The sequence below is a fragment of the Curtobacterium sp. MCPF17_002 genome, assembly GCF_003234115.2.
In the GTDB taxonomy this organism is placed as follows: Bacteria; Actinomycetota; Actinomycetes; order Actinomycetales; family Microbacteriaceae; genus Curtobacterium.
Window position 1 is genome coordinate 2266204 of the sequence record NZ_CP126251.1, and the last position, 23616, is coordinate 2289819.

Consider the following 23616-nt stretch of genomic DNA (forward strand, 5'->3'; position numbering starts at 1 on the left):
TCAGCAGCATGACGGACTACGACCTCATCGTGATCGGCGCCGGCGCAGTCGGCGAGAACGTGGCGGACTACGCCAAGAAGCGCGGCATCAGTGTCGCGATCGTGGAGGCCGAGCTCGTCGGCGGTGAGTGCTCGTACTGGGCGTGCATGCCCTCGAAGGCACTCCTCCGCAGCGGACACGCACTCGCCGCGGCGAAGCGGCTCGACGGGGCGAAGCAGGCCGTCACCGGCGAGCTCGACGCCGCCCGCGTCCTCGCCCGCCGCAACTCCTTCACCTCGGACTGGAAGGACGACAGCCAGGTGTCCTGGCTCGACTCCGCCGGCATCGACCTCATCCGCGGGCACGCCCGGATCACCGGCGAGAAGACCATCGAGGTCGACGGTCGCACGTACACCGCCGCGGCCGCGATCGCCGTGGTCACCGGGTCGCTGCACTCCCTCCCCGACGTGCCCGGCCTCGCCGAGGCGAAGCCGTGGGGCACGCGTGAGGCCACGAGCGCCCAGCAGGTCCCCGAGAGCCTCCTCGTCATCGGCGGCGGTGTCTCCGGTTCCGAGCTCGCCACCGCGTGGGCGTCCCTCGGCGCGAAGGTCACCCTCGTCGCACGGCACGGACTCCTCGGCGGCATGGAGCCCTTCGCCGGCGAGCTCGTCGCCGACGCCATGCAGGAACTCGGCATCGACGTCCGCACCGGCGTGAACCCGACCCGTGTCGACCGCGACGAGCACGGTCTCGTCACGACGACCCTCGACGACGGCACGACCGTCATCACGAGCGAGGTCCTCGCCGCCACCGGTCGCTCCGCGCACACGAACGAGCTCGGTCTCGAGTCCGTCGGACTCACGCCGGGTGACTGGCTGCAGGTCGACGACACGATGCTCGTGCACGGCACCGACTGGCTGTACGCCGTCGGTGACGTGAACCACCGCGTGCTCCTCACTCACCAGGGCAAGTACCAGGCACGTGCCGCCGGCGAGGCGATCGCCGCCCGCCACCAGGGCACGCCGCTGCACACCGAGCCGTGGGGCGCCCACGTCGCGACCGCCGACCACGCCGCGGCGCCGCAGGTCACCTTCACCGACCCCGAGGTCGCGAGCATCGGCCTGACCGAGTCCAAGGCGCGGGAGCAGGGCCTCACCGTCCGCGCCGTCGAGTACGAACTCGGCAGCGTCGCGGGCGCATCCCTGCAGGCCGACGGCTACTCCGGCCGCGCGAAGATGGTCGTCGACGAGGACCGGAAGGTCGTCGTCGGGGTCACCTTCGTCGGCCAGGACGTCGCCGAGATGCTCCATGCCGCCACGATCGCCGTCGTCGGCGAGGTGCCGATCGACCGACTCTGGCACGCCGTCCCCGCCTACCCGACGATGAACGAGATCTGGCTGCGCCTGCTCGAGACGTACGGCCGCCCGGAGTAACGGTGCGGAACGTCCTGCTCGACTCCCCGGTGTCCCGCGCCGGGTGGGCCTTCGCGACCGCGGTCGGCCTCGCCGTCGGCGTGCCTCTGTCGACCGGGCCGGTCCGGGTCGTCGACGGGCTGATCGTCTGCACGGGGCTGCCGCGGTGGGTGTTCCGTCGCGGCGGCACCTGCGTCGGCTCGGTGTACCTGACGCGTGACAACGACGGCGACCGGGTGCTCCGCCACGAGCGCGTGCACGTCGTCCAGTGGCGGCGGTACGGCATGCTCATGCCGATCGTCTACGCCCTGGCCGGACGAGACCCGCTGCGCAACCGGTTCGAGATCGAGGCCGGCCTCGAGGACGGCAACTACCGCTGACCCTCGCCGTGCTTCGCGGCCCCCGCGCCGAGATCGCACTTCGTGCCGGATCGCCGCGAGCGCGGGCCGCGGAAGTGCGATCTCGCGGACCGGCGCACGAACCGCGGGCACGCCGACCGCGGGCACGCTGAGATCGCACTTCGTGCCGGATCGGCGCGAGCGCGGGCCGCGGAAGTGCGATCTCGCGGGCGCCGGGAACGAGACGCGACCCCACGACGGACGGGAGGCACAGTGCCGGGCCGCACCGCGCCTCCAGTCCGTCCCGGCGTGCGTCCACCGCTGAGATCGCATTTCGTGACGCGTCGGCCTGCCCTGTGCGCGCGGAAGTGCGATCTCGGCATATCGGCGCACGACCCGCCGTAACGCGGACCGCTGACCGCGGGCACGCGGACCGCGGGCACGCTGAGATCGCACTTCGTGCCGGATCGGCGCGAGCGCGGGCCCGCGGAAGTGCGATCTCGGCGGAGACGGAGGCGGAGACCGGAGACGGAGACCGGGGGCCACCGAGCACGGCCAGGCCCGGGGTCAGGCGGCGCGGCGCCTCGGGACCACGAGGGGCGTGCCCGTCTCCGGGTCGGGGACGACGACGCACGGCAGGCCGAAGACGTCCTCGACGAGGTCGGCGGTGACGACCGACGCCGGCGGCCCGGACGCCACGATCGAGCCGTCCCGCATCGCGATCACGTGCGTGGCGTACCGCGCGGCCTGGTTGAGGTCGTGCAGCACCGCCACGACGGTCCGGCCGGCCGCGTGCAACGCCGACGCGAGCTCGAGCACGTCGTACTGGTGCGCGATGTCGAGGAACGTCGTGGGCTCGTCGAGCAGGACGATGTCGGTCTCCTGCGCGAGCACCATCGCGATCCACACCCGTTGGCGCTGCCCGCCGGACAGCTCGTCGACGCTCCGGTCGGCGAGGGCGACGGTCTCGGTCTGCTCGAGCGCGGCCTGCACGGCCACCCGGTCGGACCCGGAGGACGGGTGCAGCAGGTCCTGGTGCGGGAACCGCCCGCGGGACACGAGGTCGCGGACGGTGATGCCGTCCGGAGCGATCGGGGTCTGCGGGAGCATGCCGATACGCCGCGCCACCGCTTTCGGGCGCAGGGACGAGATCGGCGACCCGTCGAGGTACACGGCGCCCGCGGTCGGCTTGAGGGTCCGCGCGAAGGCCTTCAGCAGCGTCGACTTGCCGCAGGCGTTCGGTCCCACGATCACGGTGAGCTCACCGTCCGGCACGTCGACGTCGAGCGCGGACACCACGACGCGGTCGTCGTAGGCGAGGGTCAGGCCACGCGCTCCGAGCGCCGTCGTCGGGACCGCCATCAGTTCTCGGCCTTGCCGTGCCGCCAGTACCCCATGAACGCGACCTGCTCCCGGTCGAGCCCGACGCCGCGCACGAGGTGGCGACGGAGTTCCTTGACGCAGCCGGCCTCGCCCGCGATCCAGGCGTAGACGGGGCGGTCGTCGGCGGACTCCGGCACGTCCCAGAGCACCTGCTCGTCGACGTCGACGTCGACGTCGGTCAGCTCGACAGGCTCACCGCAGGACCCACCCGCGGCGACCGCAGACGGGCCAGCAACGGACGACGAAGCGACGGACGACGCCCACGCGTGCACCTGGTCGGTCATCCGGACGCCGTGCGACGCACCGTTCCGGGCGATCCAGCGGACCTCGACCCCGGCGGGCGCCGTCACCGGCAGTCGGTCGGCGTCGGTCGGGACCTCGATGAAGACGTGGCCGACGGTGGCGACGTCGAGTGCCTCGAGGATGGCGCAGATGGCCGGCGCAGCGGTCTCGTCGCCGGCGAGCAGGATCCGGTTCGCCGCACCCGGGTCGAACTCGGCGGCGCCGGTCGGCAGCTCGGCGGGCGACGATGGGACGGCCGGTCCGACGATGCGGAGCTCCTCGCCGACACGGCACGAGGAGACCCACCGCGACGCGGGCCCGGTGTCGCCGTGGGCCACGAAGTCGATGTCGAGCTCGCGGGCACCGGGTCGGAAGGACCGCACCGTGTAGGTGCGGAGCGGGTTCCGGACGGCGTCGGGCAGGGCACGCCACGCGCCGTACCAGTCCTCGCCGTCGGGCAGGTCGGTGAACCCGTGCCCGGGGATCGGCAGCACGACCTTGATCCGCTGGTCGAGCCCCACGGAGGAGAACTCGGCGAGGGCGTCGCCCGTCAGGGTCACCCGCACGAACGACGGGGTGAGCGACGTGACGGCTGCCACGCGGACGGAGAAGACACGGTACCGGGCTGCCACGACGGCAAGTATGGCATGCCTTACCTAAGACTCCCAAGGCTCCGCACGGTGCGAGGATCGTCCTCGTGCCCGATGCCGACGACGAATTCGCAGACCTGGCCGACCTCGCCCGCGCGAGCGGTGTGACGGAGCCGCTCCGCGCCTCCAGGCAGGTGGTCCGCACCACCGACGGACAGGAGATCGCCGCGATCCGGTGGGGCGGGGCGGACCGGGAGGCGCGGATCACCTACCTGCACGGGCTCGGGATCGACGCGCACAGTTTCGACCAGACGGCCCTCGCCGTCGGCGAGCCGGCGGTGGCCGTCGACCTGCCCGGCCACGGCCGGTCCGGCTGGCGCGACGACGCCGACTACGCGGCGGCCGCGACGGCGCCGAGCGTCCTCCACGCGCTCGACGCCCTGGCGGTGCCGGCCGGCATCGTCGTCGGTCACTCGCTCGGTGCGATCCTGGCGGCCCGGCTCGCGGCGACCGCACCGGAGCGGGTCACCGGACTCGTGCTCGTCGACATGTCGCCGGACTTCGCGCAGCGGGCCGTCGACCGGATCGCACGGGCACTCGAGGCCGAGGAGCCGTTCGCGTCCCTCGAGCAGGTCGTCGACCGCGCCGTCGAGGCCCGCGTCGGCGACGACCGCGACGTGCTCCTCCGCGAGGCGCGGCACACCACCCGGCTCGGTGCCGACGGGACGCTCGTCCGACGCCACCACTTCCCGCACCTGCCCGCCGGCCGGACCGCCTCGGTGGGGCGGTTCGCGGACGCGTGGCCCGACCTGGAGGCCCTCGACGTGCCGATCCTGCTCGTCCGGGGCGACCGCGGCTACGTCTCGCCGAAGCTGCACGCCCGTTTCGCCGAACGGCTGCCGGATGCCGAGATCGTCACCGTCGAGGCGCGGCACGCGGTGCAGAACCAGGCACCCCTCGAACTGGCGTCGGCGATCCGGGCATGGGGGGAACGTAACGGTTTGTTGCACCGGATCGAAGAACCGTCGCCGGACGGCACCAGCCGCCGGTAACCTCGTGCGAGCGCGAGCACCGACCACCGCCCGCGCCCGGAAGGAACCCACACCCCATGAGTCCGCTCCTCTCCCGCAGCACCTCCCGCATCGGACGCACCGTGCTGGCCGCCACCGCGGTCGCCGTCGTCTCGGCGCTCGCGCTGACCGGCTGCTCCGGTTCGTCGAACGAGAACGGCGGCGCCGACGCCACCGTGCGCGTCGGGCTCGTGCTCGAGCCGACCAGCCTCGACATCCGCACGCAGTCCGGGGCCGCGCTCGACCAGGTGCTCATCGACAACGTCTACCAGGGGCTCGTCGGTCGGACGGCTGACGGCGACGTCAAGGACGTGCTGGCCTCGGAGCACCAGGTCTCGTCCGACGGGCTGACCTACACGTTCACGCTCCGGAAGGGCACCACCTTCCAGGACGGCAAGGACGTCACCGCGGCCGACGTCGTGTGGTCCCTGCAGCAGGTCAAGTCGAACGACTCGTACGTCGACTCGGCGCAGCTCGCGAACGTGACGTCGATCACCTCGCCGTCCGCCGGCGTGGTGGAACTGCAGCTCGCCAAGCCGGACTCCGACCTGCTCTGGAACCTCACCGGACGCGCCGGGCTCGTCCTCGAGAAGGCCGCGGACAACGACCTGTCCGACACCGCCAACGGCACCGGCCCGTACGAGGTCGCCAGCTGGAAGCAGGGCGACTCGCTCACCTTCAAGCGGAACGCCGACTACTGGGGCACCAAGGCCAAGGTCGCCGAGGTCGTCTTCCGGTACATCACCCAGCCGTCCACCGCGGTGAACGCGATGGCGAACGGCGACCTCGACGTGCAGACCTCGGTCGACGGCACGCTCAAGAGCCAGCTCCAGGGCAACTCGGACATCAGCCTGCACACCGGCAAGACGACCGACAAGTACACGCTCGCGTTCAACGACGCGAAGGCACCCTTCACCGACGCGAAGGTGCGGCGGGCGATCCGCCAGGCGATCGATGCGAAGGCGATCATCAAGGCGATCGGCGGCACCGGCGTCGAGCAGGGCGGCCCGATCCCGGAGCTCGACCCCGGCTACCAGGACCTGACCGACATCGACGCGTACGACCCCGACAACGCGAAGAAGCTCCTGGCAGAGGCCGGGCACCCGAAGCTGAACCTCACGCTGACGTACGCGAACATCTACTCGGCGACGATCGGCGACGTCCTCAAGTCGCAGCTCGCCGACGTCGGCATCACCCTGACCGTCAAGCGCGTCGACTTCGCCACCTGGCTGTCGCAGGTCTTCGAGAAGAAGGACTTCGACCTGTCCATGGTGAACCACGTCGAGTCGCGCGACTTCGGCAACTGGGCGAACCCGGAGTACTACTTCGGCTACGACAACGCCGAGGTGCAGTCGCTGTACGCCGACTCGGTCGCCGCGACCACCGATGCCGAGAAGGACGCCGCGCTCGAGAAGGCGGCGAAGATCGTCAGCGAGGATGCCGCCGGCGAGTGGCTCTACACCGCGACGTCGATCACGGCCGTCCGGAAGGGCGTCACCGGTGTGCCGTACGACGGCACGAACTCCCGCCTCGACCTGTCGAAGCTCGCCGTCAAGTGACGCCGGCCGCTCCCGGAGCATCGCCGTCGTGACCCGGTTCCTGGTCGGGCGGCTGCTGCTGCTCGTCGTCGGCCTGCTCGTGGCGAGCATCATCATCTTCGCCACCCTGCGGGTGCTCCCCGGCGACGTGGCGCAGATCGTCGCGGGTACGCAGGCGTCCCCGGCGCAGGTGGCCGAACTCCGGCAGCAGCTCGGGCTCGACCGCCCCGTGGTCGTGCAGTACCTCGACTGGATCGGTGGCGTCTTCCGCGGTGACCTCGGCCGGTCGCTCGTCACCGACGGCCGGGTCGCGCCCGAGATCGTGCAGAAGCTGTCCGTGACGCTGCCGCTCGCGGGGATGTCCCTCGTCGCCGCGCTCGTCATCGGGGTGCCGCTCGGCGTGCTCGCCGCCGTGCTCCGACGGCGTCCGGGCGGTGCGGTGATCGGTTTCGTCGCACAGGCCGTCGCCGCCGTCCCGATCGTCTGGGCCGGCATGCTCCTCGTCGCGCTCTTCGCCGTGACGCTGCACTGGCTGCCGACGCAGGGCTTCCCGCTCGACGGCTGGGACGAACCCGGGCGGGCGTTCGCGTCGCTCGTGCTGCCGGCACTGACCATCGGCGCCGTCGAGGGAGCCGTCATCCTCCGCTTCACCCGGTCCGCGACGCTGGGCGTGCTCGACGCCGACCACGTCCGGACCGCGGCGGCGATCGGGCTCACCCGGACGCAGGCGCTCCTCCGCCACGGGCTGCCGTCGGTGGCCCTGACGGTGCTGGCCGTGCTCGGCGTGCAGATCGCCGGGCTCCTCGTCGGCGCCGTCGTCGTCGAGCAGCTGTTCTCGCTCCCCGGCGTCGGCCGGATGCTCGTCACCGACGTCGGACGCCGTGACATCACCAAGGTGCAGTCCGAGCTCCTCGTGCTCACCGGCCTCGTGCTGCTCGTCGGTTTCGCGGTCGACGTCGTGCACCGCACCCTCGACCCCCGGCAGCGGGAGGTGTCCGAGTGATCCGCCGTCTCGTCGCCCGGCCGACCGGGGTGTTCGCCGTCGTCGTGCTCGGCCTGCTCGTCGTCCTCGCCGTGGTGTCGCTGGTCTGGACGCCGCAGGACCCGTTCCGCACCGACCCCTTCCACCAGTGGGAGGCACCGAGCGCCGCGCACTGGTTCGGCACCGACGCCTCCGGCCGGGACATCGCCAGCTACCTGCTCGCCGGCACCCGCACGACCGTGCTCGTCGCGGTCGGGTCCGGGGTGATCGCGAGCGTCGTCGGCATCGTGCTCACCGCGATCGGCTCGCTCACCGCGCGATGGGTCCGCGAGGGCATGGCGGTCCTCCTCGACATCCTCGTCGCGTTCCCGACGCTGCTCACCGCGATGCTCCTCACCGCGATCGCCGGCGGATCCCTCGGCGTCGTGATCGTGAGCGTCGGCCTGTCGTTCGGCGTCACCATCGCGCGGGTCGCCCGCGGGGAGATCCGGCGCATCGCCCGGAGCGACTACGTCACCGCGGCGCGGGCGTCCGGCGTGGGCGGTGCCGGCGTGCTGTTCCGGCACCTGGTGCCGAACGCGGCGCCGCTCTTCACCGTGCAGCTGTCGCTCGCGATGGCGACCGCGGTGCTCGCCGAGGCCGGGTTGTCGTACCTCGGGTACGGCGCCGGGTCGAACACCGCGTCCTGGGGCAGCATGCTGTCCGACCTGCAGACGTACATCGGCGTGCACCCGTGGAGCGCCACCTGGCCGGGAGCCGCGATCGCCCTGGTCGTCGCGGCGCTCTCCCTGCTCGGCGACGCCGTCCGGGACGCGACCGATCCCCGGCTGACGACGAACGACCGCGCAGCGGGCCGTGGGCCCGACGACCGCGCAGCGGGCCGTGCGCCCGACGACCGCGCAGCGGGCCGCGGGCCCGACGACCCCGCCACGACCAGCCCGGGAGTCACCGCATGACCGACGCGACGCCCGCCACCGGACTCGAGGTCCGGGGTCTCGACGACCGGGGTCTCGAGGTCCGGGGTCTGACGGTCCGCATCGACCGCCGGACGATCCTCAACGACGTGACGTTCACCGTGCCTCCAGGCAGTCGCGTGGGCGTGATCGGCGCATCCGGATCCGGGAAGTCGATGACCTCCCTCGCCCTGATGGGGCTGGAGCCGACCGGCGCCGACGTGACCGGCAGCATCCGTCTCGACGGGACCGAACTCGTCGGCCTGCCCGACCGCGAGCGCGCGCGGCACCGCGGGTCGGGCATCGCGATGGTGTTCCAGGAGCCCGGCACCGCCCTCGATCCGCTGCGCCGCGTCGGCGCGCAGATCGCGGAGCCGCTCCGGCTGCACCGTGGGATGGACCGGCGCGCGGCGACCGCGGCCGCGACCGCGTTGGCGGCGTCGGTGGGCCTGCCCGACCCGGAGTCGCTCCTGCGGCAGTACCCGCACCAGCTGTCCGGTGGGCAGCGGCAGCGGATCTGCATCGCGATGGCGATGGCCGGCGAGCCCTCGTACCTCGTCGCCGACGAACCGACGACAGCGCTCGACGTGACCACCGAGGCGCGCATCCTCGAGCTGTTCGAGGGGCTCACGGCGGGGATGGTCTTCGTGACGCACGACCTCGCGGTGCTGTCCCGGATCGCCGACACCGCGGTGGTGCTCGACGCCGGGAGGGTCGTCGAGCAGGGCTCGGTGGCGTCGCTCCTCGCGGCGCCGCAGCACCCCGCCACGGTCGCGCTCGTCGAGGCCGCCCGCGCCACGGCAAGGAGGACCTCGTGACCGACGCCCTGCACGCCGATGGCCTGCACGCGGACGTCCTGCACGCCGACGGCCTGCACCGGACGTACCGGCTGCCGCGCCGGGGGCCCTTCGAGCCCGGCCCCGTCCGCACCGCCGTCGACGGCGTCGACCTGACGGTCGCCGCCGGTGCCCGGCTCGGGATCGTCGGTGAATCGGGATCCGGCAAGTCCACCCTGGTACGGCTGCTCGCCGGCCTGGAGGCACCTTCCGCCGGCACCGTCACCGCCTCCGGTCGTCCGGTGGTCGCGTCCGGATCCGCGGCCGCGATGCGCTGGTTCCGTCGCGAGACCGGGGTGGTGTTCCAGGACCCGTACGCGTCGCTCGACCCACGGATGCGCGTCGGCTCGATCGTCGCGGAGCCCCTGCGCGCGCTGCGCCTGCCCGGGGCGCACGCCGACCTGGTGCGCGAGGTCCTCGCGAGGGTCGACCTGCCCGCCGACGTCGTCGACCGGTACCCGCACGAGTTCTCCGGCGGGCAGCGGCAGCGCATCGCGATCGCCCGGGCAGTCGTGCACTCGCCGCGGATCCTGTTCGGGGACGAGCCGATGAGCGCCCTCGACGTGGTGGTCCGTGCGCGCGTGATCGACCTGTTCCGCTCGCTCGCCGACGACCTCGGGCTGACGCTCGTCCTGGTGTCGCACGACATCGGCGTGGTGCAACGGCTGTGCGACACCGTGGCGGTGATGTCGGCCGGTCGGATCGTCGAGCACGGGCCGGTGTCGATCCTCGACGCGCCGGTGCACCCCGTGACGCGGGCCCTGGTGGAGGCGGCGCCGACGCTGCCGTGAGGGCGCGGGTCGCACGGTGCGAGGTCGCGGGTCGCGGGTCGCGGGTCGCACGGTGCGAGGGTGCGCGCGACGGGCCGCGCCGTGCGCGTCTGGTGCGAGGTTCCGTACTCGGTGCGGGCCCTGCAGCCTCGCACGGCGTGCGGAACCTCGCACCACATCCTCGGTGCCGCGGCATCCTCGCACGGTGCGAGGGTGCCGTGATGTGCGCACCGCTTGCCACGCCCGTGACGTGAGCATCTGACAGCCTGGAGGCGCGTGGCGGCCCCGCACCGCGCCTCCAGGCCGTCAGCTGGGGACGCTGGGACGCGCGCCACCGGATGCGTGTGCATGTTGCGACACCGCACCCGTCGATCGACGCGCGGAACGTCGCTCGATGCGCACGCAACTTGTGCGTGTGCATGTTGCGACACCGCACCCGTCGATCGACGCGCGGAACGTCGCCCGATGCGTGCGCAGGTTGCGACACGGTGCCCGCGGCGGACCGGACGTGCCGGGCGGACCTCGCACGGTGCGAGGGGCGGGTCCTGGGCCGGCGGTGAACGCCGATCGGGTAGACGGGGACGATGAGTACGGACCTCGACCAGAACGACGCACCCTTCCTCGACGCCCTCCGCGATTACCACGCCCGTGACCGCTACGGGTTCTCGCCTCCAGGGCACCGCCAGGGCCGCGGACTGGACGCGGACACGCTCGCGGTGCTCGGCAAGGACCCGTTCCGCGCCGACGTGCTGGCGAGCGGCGGGCTCGACGACCGGAAGTCCTCGAACGGGTACCTCGCCACGGCGGAGGCGCTCATGGCCGAGGCCGTCGGCGCCGACCGGGTGTTCTTCTCGACGTGCGGCAGCTCCCTCTCCGTGAAGGCCGCGATGCTGGCGGTCGCGGGTGTGGAGGGCGGGATCCTCCTGAGTCGCGACGCCCACAAGTCCGTGACGGCCGGCCTCGTCTTCTCGGGGCTGCAGCCGTACTGGGTCGAACCGCGGCTCGACCGCGACCAGGGCATCTCGCACCCGCCGTCGCCCGCCGACTACGCCGCAGTCTGGGACGCGCACCCGGACGCCGCCGCCGCCCTCGTGGTCAGCCCGACGCCGTACGGGACGTGCGCGGACATCGCCGGGATCGCCGAGGTCTGCCACGCCCGGGGCAAGCCGCTCATCGTCGACGAGGCGTGGGGTGCGCACCTGCCGTTCTCGCCGCAGCTGCCGACCTGGGCCATGGACGCCGGGGCCGACGTCTGCGTGACGAGCGTGCACAAGATGGGGCTCGGGTTCGAGCAGGGCTCGGTGCTGCACCTGCGGGGCGAGCTCGTCGACCACGACCACCTCTGGGCCTGCGCCGACATGCTCATGACGACGAGCCCGAACGTGCTCGTGTACGCGGGGATGGACGGCTGGCGTCGGCACATGATGCGCGACGGCGCCGGGCTCATCGCGTCGTCGATCGAGCTGGCGGAGCGCACCCGGCAGCGCATCGAGGCGATCGACGGTCTGCACGTGCTGCACGACGAACTGCTCGGCGTCGAGGCGTCGCACGAGCTCGACCCGATGCGGATGCTGCTCGACCTCCAGGCACTCGGCATCAACGGCTACCAGGCGGTCGACTGGGTCCGGGAGCACCACCAGCTCGACCTCGGCACGTCCGACCACCGGCACGTCGGGATCGACCTCTCGCTGGCCGACGACGACTTCACCACCGACCGGCTCGTGCACGCGCTCGAGTCCTTGGCGGCCGCCGCCCCGGACCTGCCGCACCCGCCGCAGGTCCGGGTCCCGGAGCCGTCCGGCCTGCTCCTGGAGTCCGTGATGACGCCGCGGGAGGCCTTCTTCGGCGAGGTCGAGCTGGTGCCGGTCGACGAGGCCGCAGGGCGCATCGCGGCCGAGCAGGCGACGCCGTACCCGCCCGGGATCCCCGCGTACGTGCCCGGTGAACGGCTCACCGCCGAGGTGATCGACTACCTCCGCAGCGGGCTCGAGGCCGGGATGGTCATGCCGGACCCGACGGACGGCAGCCTCGAGGTGGTGCGGGTGGTCAAGGAGCGCTGAGTCGCCGCGGCGCGGGCGGTGCACCGGGTCAGCGGATCCCCTGTCGCTGCAGCCAGAGCTCGAGCACGGCGACGAGCCAGAGCACCGTGCCGCCGACGCGGGTCCGGTAGCGCGTCGGGTCCTCGAGCAGGGCGAGGCGGGCCTCCGGCCGGACGAGTCCCCGTGCCTGCGCCTCGGGCGCGAGGAGCGCGTCCCGCGCGACGGCGAAGACGTCGTCGTCGAGGTTCCGGACGGCGGGCACCGGGAAGTACCCCTTCGGACGGTCCACGACCTCGGCCGGCAGCAGCCGGCGACCGATCGCCTTCAGCACCCCCTTCCCACCGTCGGCGGCCTTCAGCTCGGGCGGGCAGGCGGCCGCCAGTGCGACGAGGTCCTGGTCGAGGAAGGGGACCCGCGCCTCCAGGCCCGCTGCCATCGTCATGCTGTCCACCCGCTTCACCGGGTCGTCCACCATGAGGACGTGCGTGTCGAAGCGGAGCACCGCGTCGAGGGCGGTCTCGGCGCCCGCGGCGCCGAGGCTGTCCTGCAGGAACACGTGACTGACGTCGGTCGCCGGCAGGAGGCCGGGCTCGAGCAGCGCGTGCGAGGACGCCGCCGGGTCGACGAACGACCGCGCGAACACGTCGGCGGCCCGACCGCGTGGGACGTCGACCGCGGGCCGGTGGTAGGCGTAGCCGGCGAAGACCTCGTCCGCTCCCTGGCCGGACTGCACGACGCGTCGGCTCTCGGCCACCCGTTGTGAGAGCACGTGGAACGCCGCCACGTCCTGGGTGGCCATCGGCTCGGTCATCGCGTCGACGGAGTCGAGGAGCGCACCGGGCAGGGCGGACGACGGGACGTGGATACGCGTGTGGTCGGTCGCGAAGCGGTCGGCGACGACGTCCGAGAACGCGAACTCGTCGCCCTGCTCACCCCCGGCGTCGTCGAACCCGATGCTGTAGGTGCTGGTGGTCCCGGTGCCCTCCTCGGCGAGGAGCGCGACGAGGAGGCTCGAGTCCAGTCCGCCGGACAGCAGCACCCCGACGGGGACGTCCGCGACGAGACGGCGGCGGACCGCGACCCGGAGTGCGTCCTCGATCGCGTCCTCCCAGTCGCGCGCGTCCCAGTCGGCGTGACGCTCGTCGCGCTCGTAGGTGGGCGACCAGTAGACGCGGTCGGTCGTCCCGGACCGGTCGATGACCCGGACGGTTCCGGCCGGCAGCTTCTGCACGCCGCGCAGGATGGTCCGCGGTGCGGGGACGATGGAGTGCCAGCTGAAGTAGTGGTGCAGTGCGACCGGGTCCAGCGCGGTGTCGACTCCCCCGGCCGCGAGGAGTGCGGGCAGCGTCGACGCGATCCGCACGCCGCCGTCGACCGGGGACAGGTAGAGCGGCTTGATGCCGAGCCGGTCCCGCGCGAGGACGACGCGCTCGCCGGTGCGGTCGACGAGGACGACGGCGAACATGCCGACGAGGTGGTCGACGAACGCCTCACCCCAGCGGGCGTAGGCGGCGAGGATCACCTCGCTGTCGCTGGTCGTCCGGAACGGGTAGTCCGACGCCAGCTCGTGTCGGAGCTCCTCGTGGTTGTAGACGCAGCCGTTGAAGACCATCGTGACGTCCTGCACGCCCGAGGTCATCGGTTGCGCGGCCCGGTCCGAGAGGTCGATGACGCTGAGCCGACGGTGTCCGAGGACCGCCCAGCCCCCGTCCCACACACGGCCGCCGTCCGGGCCGCGGTCCTCCATGCACGCCGCCATCCGCTGCACGGCTCCGACGTCTGCTCGGCCTCCGTCGAACCGTACGTCCGCGGCCAGTCCACACATCTCGAGCCCTTCCGTCCACCCTCACGGAACTCGCGGTGGGCCGGGCGGCGGGTCAGGCCGGCGGGCGGGTCGCGCAGAACGGACGGGGCGGGTGGCGGGAGGCGGGAGCGGCGGCGCGCGGGTGCTGCCGGGTCGGAGCGGGCGGGCGGGTCGGAGCGGGCTGGCGGGTCGGAGCGGGCTGGCGGGTCGGCGCGACAACGGCGTTGTCGTACGACGACGACCTCGTCGCAACCCCGCGCGTGCAACCGTTGCGGACGCGCGGCTGCGTCATGACCGATGTCGTACGACTGCGGCGTTGCCGTACACCTGTGCACAACGAGAGCGAACCACACGCCGCACCGCACCGCCCGCCCCGCACCTCACCACATCGGCGGATGCCGGCGCTGCCACCGCAGGCGTCGCTCGAGCTGCGCGCCGATCGCCAGCAGCACGCGCTCCCCGCCGGGCCGCCCGATGAGCTGCACGCCCATCGGCAGACCGGCGCCGTCGGGGTGGCCGTCCTCCGTCACGCCGACGGGCAGCGTGATCGCCGGGAGGCCCGACACGTTCGCCATCGACGTCCACGGCGAGTAGGCGCACTGGCGGCGGAAGTCCTCCTCCGGGTCGTCGCCGTACCAGCCGAGCGGCCGCGGGGTGAGCGCCAGCGTCGGCGTCAGGACGGCGTCGAACCGGTCGAACGCGCCGATGAGCGCGGCCGAGAACGTGTCGAGCGCGGTCATCGCGTCGAGCACCTGCGTGCCGGTCAGTGCCTGTCCGCGGGAGACCAACCAGGACACCAGCGGCGTGAGCGCCGACAGGTCGATCCCGGGCACCATCGGCAGCCGCGCCGCACTCGACTCCCACGCCACCCGGAAGGCGGCAGCGTACGGCGCGCGGGGCATCGCGACGTCCTCGACGCCGTGACCGACCTCGCCGAGCACCCGCACGGCGGTCTCGACGGCTGCCCGGGCCGCGGGGTCGACGACGACGTCGACGGTGTCGTCCCACGGCGACCCGTCCAACAGCCCGACGACGAAACGGCCCTCGCCCCGGACGGCCGCGGCGGTGAACGGGCCCTCGCCGACACCGGGCGTGACGAGCGCGTACGGGTGCGGTTCCGGCAGCCCGGTCGGTGCCACGAGCGCGTCGAGCAGCATGCCGGCGTCGGCGACGTTGCGGGTGAGGGGGCCGGCGACGCTCAGCCCGCCGACACCGGACCGGCCGGGCATCGACGGCACGCGGCCACGGCTGGGCTTGAGCCCGACGAGCCCGGTCGCCGCGGCGGGGATCCGCACCGAGCCGCCGCCGTCGGAGCCGACCGCGGCGGGCAGGAGTCCGGCGGCGACGGCGACCGCGGCACCGCTCGACGAACCGCCGGGCGCCCGGGTCGTGTCGTACGGGTTGCGGGTCACACCGAAGCGGGTCTCCGACGACGAGGACATCCCGAACTCCGGCGACGCCGTCTTGCCGAGGCTGACGGCACCGGCTGCGGCGAGCGCGGCGACGAGCGGGTGGTCGGCGGGTGCCGGCAGCTCGGGCAACGAGGTGGTGCCGTTGCGCGTGGGGACCCCGGCACGGTCGTACAGGTCCTTGTCGGCGGACGGGAGGCCCCACAACGGTCTCGACGTCGGCACCCGGTCGCCGAGGTGCTCGGCCCGGTCGCGTGCGGCCCCCGCCGTCACGGTCACGAAGGCGCCGAGCGCCGGGTCGAGGCGCTCGATGCGGGCCAGGTAGTGGTCGGTCACCTCGAGCGCGGTCGCGTCGCCGCGGCGGATCCAGTCCCAGAGTTCCTGTGCGGCGAGGTGGTGGAGTTCGAACACGGTTCCCGAGCCTATTCGGCGGCACGGACGGCACGCTTGCATCCTTCGGAGGAACCTCGGCGGGTGCGTCCGTTCGCCGGTCGTCCCGGCGCGCTGCGCTTCCTAGCGTCGATGTCATGACAACTCAGACCGAACACCGGCGCACCGCCGGCCCCGACACTCCCCGGCGCACCGGGCTCCGCGGGGTGATCTCGCGGCATCCGCTCGCCTCGTTCGCCACCCTCGCGCTCGGCCTCAGCTGGCTGGCGTGGATCCCGTACATCCTGTCCCCGCACGGCCTCGGCGTCTGGGACGTCCACTTCCCCGAGTTCCTCGGCTCCGCGCAGTTCTCCGGCGTCCTGCCGGGCGCGCTCCTCGGCCCGCTCGGCGGCGCCTTCCTCGTCACCGCGATCGCCGACGGCCGTCCGGGGCTGCGGCGGTGGGTCGGTCGGCTCTGGCGCTGGCGGGTGGCCTGGTACTGGTACGCCCTCGCGCTCGTCGGGGTGCCGGCGCTCATCGTCGTCACCGGCCTCCCGTTCGCCGGCGGACAGGTGCAGGCGCCGTCGCTGATGGCCCTGGTGGCGCTCGTCCCCGGCCTCGTCGTGCAGCTGTTCACGACGGGCCTGTCCGAGGAGCCGGGTTGGCGTGACTTCGCCCTGCCCCGTCTGCAGGAGCGGTTCGGTCCGCTCGGTGCCGCGGCCGTGCTCGGGCCGTTGTGGGCGCTCTGGCACATGCCGCTGTACTTCTCCGACTGGGGCGGGTGGCCGGACGCGCACTGGACGGAGCCGCTCGTCTTCGCCCTCTTCACGATCACGTTCAACGTCGTCATCACGTGGGTGTTCAACCGCACCGGCGAGAGCCTGCCGGTCGTGATGCTCCTGCACGTCGGCGTGAACAACACCATCTCGACGCTCTGGGCCGACATGTACCCGGGGATGACCGCCGGCACGATGATGCAGGGTCTCGCGATCGTGTCCACCGTGGCTGCCGTGGTCCTGCTCGTCACCACCCGTGGCCGCCTCGGCTACCCGCGCCTCGTAGGATCAGACGATGGCACCCGCTGACCCGCGCGCGCGACGCACCGGCGCCCGCGACGGCGCCCGCACCGGCACCGGCGCGCGACGCGTCGACGTCCGCATCGCCGTCGTCACCGCCCTCGTCGCCCTCGCTCTCGCGCTCGGCCTCCCCCCGCTCGACGCCGCCGACCCGGACGGCACCGGCACGGTGTACCCGGCGCTCGGTGGCGCCGCGTGGAACCTCCTCGCCCTCGGCGTCCTCGCCCAGTCCGCGGTGCTCCTCGGCGCACGCCGGGCCCCGCGCACGACGCTCCTCGTGGTCGCCGCGATCCCGATCGTCGTGGCCCTCCTCGCCCCGACCGCACTGTTCGGGCTCACCGCGCTGCCGGTGGTCGTCGCCGTGGTGCTCGCCACCCTCCGGGTCCCGCTCGCACGACTGTGGGTGCCCCTCTCGGTCGCGGCAGTACTGGTGGTCGTCGGGAGCGGCACGTCCTGGGCGATCACGTCCGGCGCGTTCCGCACGGGTGTCGGGCAGGGGCTCGCCGCGTCCCTCGGCCAGGGCGTCCTGCAGGCCGTCGGCGCGGTCGGACTCCCCCTCGTCGTCGCCCTGCTCGTCCGATCCCGCCGCGAGGTCCGCACCGCACGCACCGCCGAGGCGTCCGCCGTCGACCGCGAGCACGACGCCCGCGTCGAAGCCGCCGTCTCCCGCGAGCGCGCCGCGATGGCCCGCGAGCTGCACGACATCGCCGCCCACCACCTGTCCGGGATCGCCCTGATGTCCGCGGTGATCGACCGCCAGATCGACACCGACCCGGACAGCGCCCACGACGGCGTCCGCCAGGTGCGGGAGCAGTCGACGGCCGTCCTCGATGACCTCCGTCGCCTGGTCGGGCTGCTCCGCGACGACGCCCCCGCCGAGCGCACCGTGGAGACCGTCGCCGGCATCGTCGACCTGGTGGAACGCGCCCGTCTCCGGACCGCCGTCGACCTCGACGTCCGGCCCGGCGACCACCCGCTGGCGGACGGCATCGGGCCGCTGACGCAGCTCGCCGCGTACCGGACCGTCCAGGAGGCCCTCGCCAACGTGGCCCTGCACGCCCCCGGCGCGACGTGCACGGTCGTCCTCGACGACCGCGACGCGGACCGTCTGGAGATCCGCGTCGAGAACGGCGCGGCGACCGTCCCGGCGGTCGGCACCAGCCCCGCGGGTGGCAACGGACTGCGTGGCATGCGCGAGCGGGCAGACCTGGTCGGGGCGCGCCTCCAGGTCGGTCCCACCGCGACCGGTGGCTGGGTGGTGACGCTGGTCGTGGACCGGGAGGCGCGCCCCGCGTCCGACGCGACGGCCGCCGGTCCGGGGGTGGCCCGGTGATCCGCGTGCTGGTGGCGGACGACCAGCCCCTCGTCCGAGCGGGCGTGTCCGCCCTTCTCGGGGCAGAGCCCGACATCGAGGTGGTCGGCGTCGCCGCCGACGGCGGCGAGGCGCTCGCCCTGGCGCGGAGCACCCGGCCCGACGTGGCGTGCCTCGACATCCGGATGCCGGTCCGGAACGGGATCGAGGTGGCTCGGGAGCTCTGCGCACCCGACGCCGACCCCGCGGTGCCGGTGCTCATGCTGACGACGTTCGACCTCGACGACCTGGTGTTCGGCGCGCTCGAGGCGGGGGCCTCCGGGTTCCTCCTTAAGGACGCCGAGCCGGACGTCATCGTCCACGCCGTCCGGCAGGTCGCGGCGGGCAACGGGACGATCGACCAGTCGCTGACCCGACGGGTCCTCCGCGAGTTCGTGTCCCGCCGGAGCCTGCAGCCGGTGACGGGCGACCGGGTGGACGGGGTGCTGACCGCGCGGGAGCGGGACGTCCTCATGCTGCTGGCGCAGGGGATGTCGAACGAGGACATCGCCGCGGCGCTCGTCGTCGAGGTCTCCACGGTGAAGTCGCACCTGGCGCGGATGCTGCCGAAGCTCGGGGTGCGCTCCCGGTTGCAGGCGGTGGTGTGGGCGTACCAGAACCGCATCGTCGCGGTGCCGGGCGCCGACGAGGTGCCGGCCGACTGACGGGACCGGTCGTCAGGCCCGGCGGCGGTACCGGATGTGGGTCGACAGCGGGGAGTGCAGCACCTCGACCGGCTCGAAGTCGAACGGAGCCGTGCCCGCGACGTCGGCGTCGAAGATCCGCTCGCCGGAGCCGAGCAGCACCGGCGCGATGTCGATCGTCAACTCGTCGACGACGCCCGCGACGAGCGCCTGCCGCACGGTGGAGGCCCCGCCCGCGATGTCCACGCCGCCGACCCCGGCCGCGGCGGCTTCGGACGCCAGCGCGTACGCCGCGTCGAACCCGTCCGTGACGAAGTGGAACGTCGTGCCGCCCTCGAGCTCGATCGGCTCGTGCGCGTGGTGGGTGAGCACGTAGACGGGCGCGTGGTACGGCGGTTCGCTCCCCCACCAGCCCCGCCAGTCCTCGTCCCACTCGCCGCGGACGGGCCCGAACATGTTCCGGCCCATCACGTAGGCGCCGCGCGGTCGCATCAGCCAGCCGGTCGCCGTGCGGTCCGCGTCGGTGACGTCGGCGCCGGGCATGTGCCACGTGTGCAGCTCGCCGCCGCGGAGGCCGAGGGGCTGGTCGCGGCTCTGGTCCGGTCCGGCGACGAACCCGTCGAGGGAGATCGACATGTGGCACGTGGTGTCCGTCATCGGTGTCCTCAGTCCTGTCGGCTGCCGAGGTGCGCCGCGAGCACGTCGCGCACGGTCGTCCACTCGTCGACGCCGTACCGGTCGTTGTCGACGTGGCGCAGCTCGGCCTCGCCGCTGAACATGCTGACGAAGTACTGCATACCCTGCCACGCGGGGAACGGCTCGTCATCCCCCGCCTTCGACAGCCGACGTCCGACCCGGGCCATCGTGGAGAGTGTGCCCGCGGTGCCGGCCCATTGCAGCCGGAACGGGGTGCCGGTCAGCTGCGACATGGTGTCGGCGATGCTCCGCGAGGTCACCCGGTCCCCCGCGACCTCGACGACACGGGGTGCCCGGGGGTCGAGGGCGACGCGGGCGGTGGTCCGGGCGACGTCGTCCTTCGTGGTGAAGTCGAGCAGCTGGTCGGCCGACGACCAGTAGAGCACGCGTCGCCGGTCGAACAGGATGAGGGGCGCCTGCCCGGTCAACATGTCGGCGAACGCGCCGTTGAGGATCGAGGTCGCACGGATCGGGGCCGCGTCGACGTCGGCGGCGAACTCGCGGCGCAGCTCGAAGTTGCGGTTCGTCCCGGGGGTGATCGATCGGTAGTCGGAGGCGTAGTCGGACGGGATGAACCGCCGGACGCCGGCGTCGACCGCGGCCGCGAGCAGGGCGCGCTGCGCATCGACGATCACCGGGCGGGTCCCGCTGACCGCGGACACCACGACCTCGACGCCGGCGAGTGCCGCCGTGAGAGCCGCGTGGTCGCCGTAGTCGGCCGCCACCACCTCGACGCCGTCGTCGGCGGCGAGCCGGGCCGCAGCGGGGTTGTCGGCGGAACGGGTGAGGACGCGGACGCTGGTGTCGTGCTGCCGGAGGGCGCGGACGATGCGTCCGCCGAGGTCTCCGGTGGCGCCGGCGACGAGGACGGTGGTGGTCATGAGCGCCACGCTACGGGTGCGTGGGCGGGTCGGTGCCGCACGGGCGGACGCCGCCTGTGGATTCGGGCAGAATGGTCGCACTGACCACCGTTGGGGTGGCGCATCCAGGGGGAACCGTGCAACTCAAGACCATTGCCATGTCCGCGACCACCGCCGTGCTCCTCGGCCTGACGCTCACCGCGTGCAGCGGCGGCGGCTCCGGTTCTGCCGAGGGGAAGTCCGGCGGCGACGACGCGAAGCCCGTGAGCGGCTCGGCCGTGAAGATCGACCTCACCAAGGACGTCGAGAAGAAGGTGGGGGTCACCCTCACCGACACGCAGCTCGGCGACCGCGTGCAGGTGAAGCAGGTCTCGACGAAGCTCAAGACCGACAACGTGAAGTCGCTGAAGAGCTCGCAGGGCGACGTCGTCCTCGTGCAGCTCAAGGTCACCGTGCCCGAGGACGGCTACTCGGTCTCGACGTCCGACTTCGGGCTCTCCGACGACCAGGACACTACGTCGTCGCAGCTCTACGCCGGCGGCCTCGAGGCCGCGATGGAGGCGCAGGGGTACGCCGCGCTGCCGAGCTACGTCTCGACCGGCTCGACGAAGACCGGCTGGGTGGCCCTGCAGCTGCTCGACACGTCGAAGTCGGCCGACCTGACGTGGAAGCGTGCGGAGCACACCGACTACGAGTCGGGCAAGAAGTACGCCGCCCGGACGATGACCGGGCCGCTGCTGCAGAACACCGGCGCCGACTCCGCGGTCACCGCCGCGAAGGAGGGCGCGACGCCGAAGAAGGCCTCCGCGAAGAGCACGGACGACGTCACGAAGAACACCGTGACCGTCGACCAGATCATCACGAACTTCCCGCTGCCGGCCGCGGTCGACTACGAGAGCGGCCACATCGTCGCCGTGCACATCAAGGCCGACGCGGGCAACGTGTACACCTCCGGTTGGGCGCCGAGCGACCTGCAGCTGATCACCGCCGACGGGGACAAGCTCGACCGGTACTCCAACTCGGACGTCGCCACCGCGCTCGCCGAGAAGGGCTTCGCCGGCCTCACCGAGGACGGCTACATCTCCTCCGGCGAGAGCACGACCGGCTGGGTGCCGTTCCTCGTCAAGCCGAGCACCGGCGACTCCGGCTTCACCATCAGCCAGCACCGCCGCGCGGCGAACATCATCGGTGGCGGCTCGGTTCCCGCTGCGGACTTCCCCGCGAAGATCGCGGTCAGCGGCGAGTCCACCGAGAGCGACAGCGAGTCGACGGACAGCACCGACGACGGCTCCGGCTCGAACGCGTAGTCCCGGCACCGTCCCCCCGCGACGCGGGTGGGGCTCTGCAGGTGGCTGCGCACTGCTGACTGGAGGCGCGGGGCGGCGACGCACCGCGCCTCCAGTCCGTCAGGTGGTCGGTCCCCTGACCTGACGGACGTGACCGGACGGGTCAGGGCCCGTCGGCGTCTCAGGCCTGCTCGACGTCGGAGAACAGTCCGGTGAACGTCGCGCCGGTGGCACCGAGCTGTCCGAAGAGGGCACCGGCCTCGGCGCCGGCCACCGCGGCCGACGCGTCGTCGTAGGAGTCGAAGTACAGGTCGAGGGTCCGGTGGGCGGGCGTGGGCGTGCCGTCCTCCTTCGGCCACACCTTGCCGGCCTCGAGTCGGCGGAGCTCGGGGAGCTGCGCGGCGGCGTCCTGGAGCGCCGGGTAGGCCTGCTCGAAGGCAGCAGGGTCGGCCGGGTTGTCGATGATGAGGGTGATCTTGGTCGTCATGCGACCAGTGTCCGCCTCAGCGGTCGTTCGTGTGCAGGCGCCCGCCGCCGAACGGCAGCCAGCCCGCCCGGTAGACGAACGGCTCGTCGCGGTGCTCGGCGGTGACCGTCCGGGTCGCCGATCCGAAGCGCCACGCGCGGTTGTACAGGTACACGCCGATGACGGTCCCGCCGTCGTCCGGGACCGCCCACGTGCCGATGCCCCACTGTGCCGGGTGGCCGACGCCGTCGATCGTGACGGTCGGCCGGGCGAACCAGGTCAGCGGCGGGCGGGTGATCCGGAGTTCCACGCGGCGCTTCGTCGTGCCGGAGGGTTGTGTCGCTTCCACTGCCGCAGGATACGGGTGCGGCGAGACTCCCGACCTCCGTCCATGTGCACGCATCGGTCGTGGACAACCCGCAGGTCCGGGTGTAGGCCTGTGCTGCACAACACGCAGACCGCTCAGGGAAGGTCGGTGGACGTGCCGTTCCCGGTGCGGTCGTGGGCACACGCTGACGGACCCGGCGAGAGGACGGACACGGACATGGCAGAGGACATCAGACGGATCGTCGTCGGGTTCGACGGATCGGACCAGGCGACGGCGGCCCTCGACCGTGCGGTGTCCCTCGCCGAGGTGCTCGGTGCGCGGCTCGAGATCCTCACGTCGTGGCGGTGGCCGCTGACGTGGAGCACGGCCCCCGTGGCGAACACGTGGTCGCCGCTCCACGACGCCGAGGAGATCCGTCAGCACGCCGTCGAGTTGCTCGAACGCCGCGCGTCGCCCGACCTGGACGTGATCGCCCGGACAGTGGAGGGCGGCGCAGCAGAGGTCCTGCTGGGCGCCGCGGCCGACGCCGGACTGCTCGTCGTGGGGAGCCGTGGCCGCGGCGGGTTCCGCGGGCTCCTCCTCGGTTCCGTCAGCGCTGCGTGCGTCCAGCAGGCCGCGTGCCCGGTGCTCGTCGACCGTGGCGAGGAGTCCGGGAGCGGCGGGCTTGGCGCGAGCGGCGGGCTTGGCGCGAGCGGCGGGCTTGGCGCGAGCGGCGGGGCGATCGTCGTCGGTGTGGACGGCTCGCCGGAATCGGGCCGTGCACTCCGCTTCGCCGTCGTCCTCGCCCGCCACCTGGGACACCGGGTCCGCGCGGTCACGACCTGGCAGTGGCCCGCCGCCCTGAACCGCGATGAACCGCCCTTCGACCACTGGTCCCCGGAGCAGGACGCCCTCGCCACCGCGTCCTCGGCGCTCGACGCGGCCGAGGACCTCATCGACGACGACGTGACGGTCACGTCCGAACTGGTCGAGGGCCGTCCTGCGGAGGTCCTCCTCGAGGCCGGCCGTGACGCCGCGCTCCTCGTGCTCGGCAGCCGCGGCCTGGGTGGTTTCCGGGGGCTGCTGGTCGGTTCCGTCAGCCAGGAGTGCGCGCAGCACGCGGCCTGCCCGGTGGTGGTGCACCGATCCTGACGAGCAGGTCGCTCGGGGTGCCCG

At 73.1% G+C, this 23616-nt stretch carries 22 protein-coding genes; 14 read left to right on the forward strand and 8 right to left on the reverse strand.

The window, feature by feature from the left end:
• Positions 1–8 precede the first annotated feature (8 nt).
• Positions 9–1412, forward strand: a complete 1404-nt coding sequence (locus DEJ28_RS10585; protein WP_111114745.1) for a dihydrolipoyl dehydrogenase family protein — start codon at positions 9–11, stop codon at positions 1410–1412.
• 2 nt (positions 1413–1414) lie between these two features.
• On the forward strand, positions 1415–1771 hold the full coding sequence (locus tag DEJ28_RS10590) for a Fe-S oxidoreductase (protein ID WP_111114746.1): 357 nt from the start codon (positions 1415–1417) through the stop codon (positions 1769–1771).
• Positions 1772–2296: 525 nt separating this feature from the next.
• Here DEJ28_RS10590 and DEJ28_RS10595 read toward each other — a convergent pair.
• Both DEJ28_RS10595 and DEJ28_RS10600 read right to left on the reverse strand, forming a co-directional pair.
• On the reverse strand, positions 2297–3091 hold the full coding sequence (locus DEJ28_RS10595) for an ABC transporter ATP-binding protein (RefSeq protein WP_111114747.1): 795 nt from the start codon (positions 3089–3091) through the stop codon (positions 2297–2299).
• Positions 3091–4026: a siderophore-interacting protein gene (locus tag DEJ28_RS10600; RefSeq protein ID WP_258367957.1), complete on the reverse strand. Its 936-nt coding sequence runs from the start codon at positions 4024–4026 to the stop codon at positions 3091–3093. Before DEJ28_RS10600 ends, DEJ28_RS10595 begins: the two co-directional genes overlap by 1 nt.
• A gap of 65 nt (positions 4027–4091) precedes the next feature.
• On the opposite strand from DEJ28_RS10600, the gene DEJ28_RS10605 reads away from it, so the two are divergent.
• From DEJ28_RS10605 to DEJ28_RS10635, 7 genes are all read left to right on the forward strand, one after another.
• A complete protein-coding gene (locus tag DEJ28_RS10605; RefSeq protein ID WP_181433635.1) occupies positions 4092–5036 on the forward strand; it encodes an alpha/beta fold hydrolase in 945 nt (314 codons plus the stop codon).
• Between the two features lie 56 nt (positions 5037–5092).
• Positions 5093–6613 carry an ABC transporter substrate-binding protein gene (locus DEJ28_RS10610; protein WP_111114750.1) on the forward strand — a complete coding sequence of 507 codons (1521 nt, stop codon included), beginning with the start codon at positions 5093–5095 and terminating at the stop codon, positions 6611–6613.
• Positions 6614–6641: 28 nt separating this feature from the next.
• Positions 6642–7595 carry an ABC transporter permease gene (locus DEJ28_RS10615; RefSeq protein WP_111114751.1) on the forward strand — a complete coding sequence of 318 codons (954 nt, stop codon included), beginning with the start codon at positions 6642–6644 and terminating at the stop codon, positions 7593–7595.
• Complete coding sequence (locus DEJ28_RS10620; RefSeq protein WP_258367959.1) at positions 7592–8530, forward strand: ABC transporter permease; 939 nt, start codon at positions 7592–7594, stop codon at positions 8528–8530. Before DEJ28_RS10615 ends, DEJ28_RS10620 begins: the two co-directional genes overlap by 4 nt.
• Positions 8527–9345 carry an ABC transporter ATP-binding protein gene (locus DEJ28_RS10625; RefSeq protein WP_111114752.1) on the forward strand — a complete coding sequence of 273 codons (819 nt, stop codon included), beginning with the start codon at positions 8527–8529 and terminating at the stop codon, positions 9343–9345. The genes DEJ28_RS10620 and DEJ28_RS10625 overlap by 4 nt, the downstream gene beginning before the upstream one ends.
• Positions 9342–10154: an ABC transporter ATP-binding protein gene (locus DEJ28_RS10630; protein ID WP_502866926.1), complete on the forward strand. Its 813-nt coding sequence runs from the start codon at positions 9342–9344 to the stop codon at positions 10152–10154. The genes DEJ28_RS10625 and DEJ28_RS10630 overlap by 4 nt, the downstream gene beginning before the upstream one ends.
• 563 nt (positions 10155–10717) lie before the next feature.
• Positions 10718–12193, forward strand: a complete 1476-nt coding sequence (locus DEJ28_RS10635) for an aminotransferase class I/II-fold pyridoxal phosphate-dependent enzyme (protein WP_111114753.1) — start codon at positions 10718–10720, stop codon at positions 12191–12193.
• 28 nt (positions 12194–12221) lie between these two features.
• Here the strand turns inward: DEJ28_RS10635 and DEJ28_RS10640 are convergent, their stop codons facing one another.
• Together DEJ28_RS10640 and DEJ28_RS10645 are read right to left on the reverse strand one after the other, a co-directional pair.
• Positions 12222–13997 (reverse strand): N-acetylglutaminylglutamine amidotransferase, encoded by a 1776-nt coding sequence (locus DEJ28_RS10640; RefSeq protein WP_111114754.1) that lies wholly within the window; start codon positions 13995–13997, stop codon positions 12222–12224.
• 359 nt (positions 13998–14356) lie between these two features.
• Positions 14357–15796, reverse strand: a complete 1440-nt coding sequence (locus DEJ28_RS10645) for an amidase (RefSeq protein ID WP_111117363.1) — start codon at positions 15794–15796, stop codon at positions 14357–14359.
• Positions 15797–15912: 116 nt separating this feature from the next.
• Here DEJ28_RS10645 and DEJ28_RS10650 point away from each other — a divergent pair, with 116 nt between their 5' ends.
• The 3 genes from DEJ28_RS10650 to DEJ28_RS10660 are packed head-to-tail and all read left to right on the forward strand — an operon-like array spanning position 15913 to position 18846.
• Positions 15913–16839: a CPBP family intramembrane glutamic endopeptidase gene (locus DEJ28_RS10650; RefSeq protein ID WP_111117364.1), complete on the forward strand. Its 927-nt coding sequence runs from the start codon at positions 15913–15915 to the stop codon at positions 16837–16839.
• Positions 16826–18163, forward strand: a complete 1338-nt coding sequence (locus DEJ28_RS10655; RefSeq protein ID WP_111117365.1) for a sensor histidine kinase — start codon at positions 16826–16828, stop codon at positions 18161–18163. The genes DEJ28_RS10650 and DEJ28_RS10655 overlap by 14 nt, the downstream gene beginning before the upstream one ends.
• Entirely contained in the window at positions 18160–18846 is a 687-nt protein-coding gene (locus tag DEJ28_RS10660; RefSeq protein ID WP_111117366.1) for a response regulator, read from the forward strand. The genes DEJ28_RS10655 and DEJ28_RS10660 overlap by 4 nt, the downstream gene beginning before the upstream one ends.
• Before the next feature lie 12 nt (positions 18847–18858).
• On the opposite strand, the gene DEJ28_RS10665 is transcribed toward DEJ28_RS10660, so the two are convergent.
• Both DEJ28_RS10665 and DEJ28_RS10670 read right to left on the reverse strand, forming a co-directional pair.
• Positions 18859–19482 carry a dihydrofolate reductase family protein gene (locus DEJ28_RS10665; RefSeq protein WP_111117367.1) on the reverse strand — a complete coding sequence of 208 codons (624 nt, stop codon included), beginning with the start codon at positions 19480–19482 and terminating at the stop codon, positions 18859–18861.
• Positions 19483–19490: 8 nt separating this feature from the next.
• A complete protein-coding gene (locus DEJ28_RS10670) occupies positions 19491–20402 on the reverse strand; it encodes an NmrA family NAD(P)-binding protein (protein WP_111117403.1) in 912 nt (303 codons plus the stop codon).
• Positions 20403–20539: 137 nt separating this feature from the next.
• Between DEJ28_RS10670 and DEJ28_RS10675 the strand changes: the two genes are divergently transcribed.
• The gene (locus tag DEJ28_RS10675; RefSeq protein WP_111117368.1) at positions 20540–21688 is read left to right on the forward strand and encodes a hypothetical protein; all 1149 of its coding nucleotides are present in this window, start codon (positions 20540–20542) and stop codon (positions 21686–21688) included.
• Between the two features lie 160 nt (positions 21689–21848).
• Here DEJ28_RS10675 and DEJ28_RS10680 read toward each other — a convergent pair whose 3' ends face one another.
• Positions 21849–22154, reverse strand: a complete 306-nt coding sequence (locus tag DEJ28_RS10680; RefSeq protein WP_111117369.1) for an EthD family reductase — start codon at positions 22152–22154, stop codon at positions 21849–21851.
• 16 nt (positions 22155–22170) lie between these two features.
• Positions 22171–22482, reverse strand: coding sequence for a hypothetical protein (locus tag DEJ28_RS10685; RefSeq protein WP_111117370.1), 312 nt, complete (start codon positions 22480–22482; stop codon positions 22171–22173).
• 195 nt (positions 22483–22677) lie between these two features.
• Here DEJ28_RS10685 and DEJ28_RS10690 point away from each other — a divergent pair, with 195 nt between their 5' ends.
• Complete coding sequence (locus tag DEJ28_RS10690; protein WP_181433873.1) at positions 22678–23592, forward strand: universal stress protein; 915 nt, start codon at positions 22678–22680, stop codon at positions 23590–23592.
• The last annotated feature ends 24 nt before the right edge of the window (positions 23593–23616 follow it).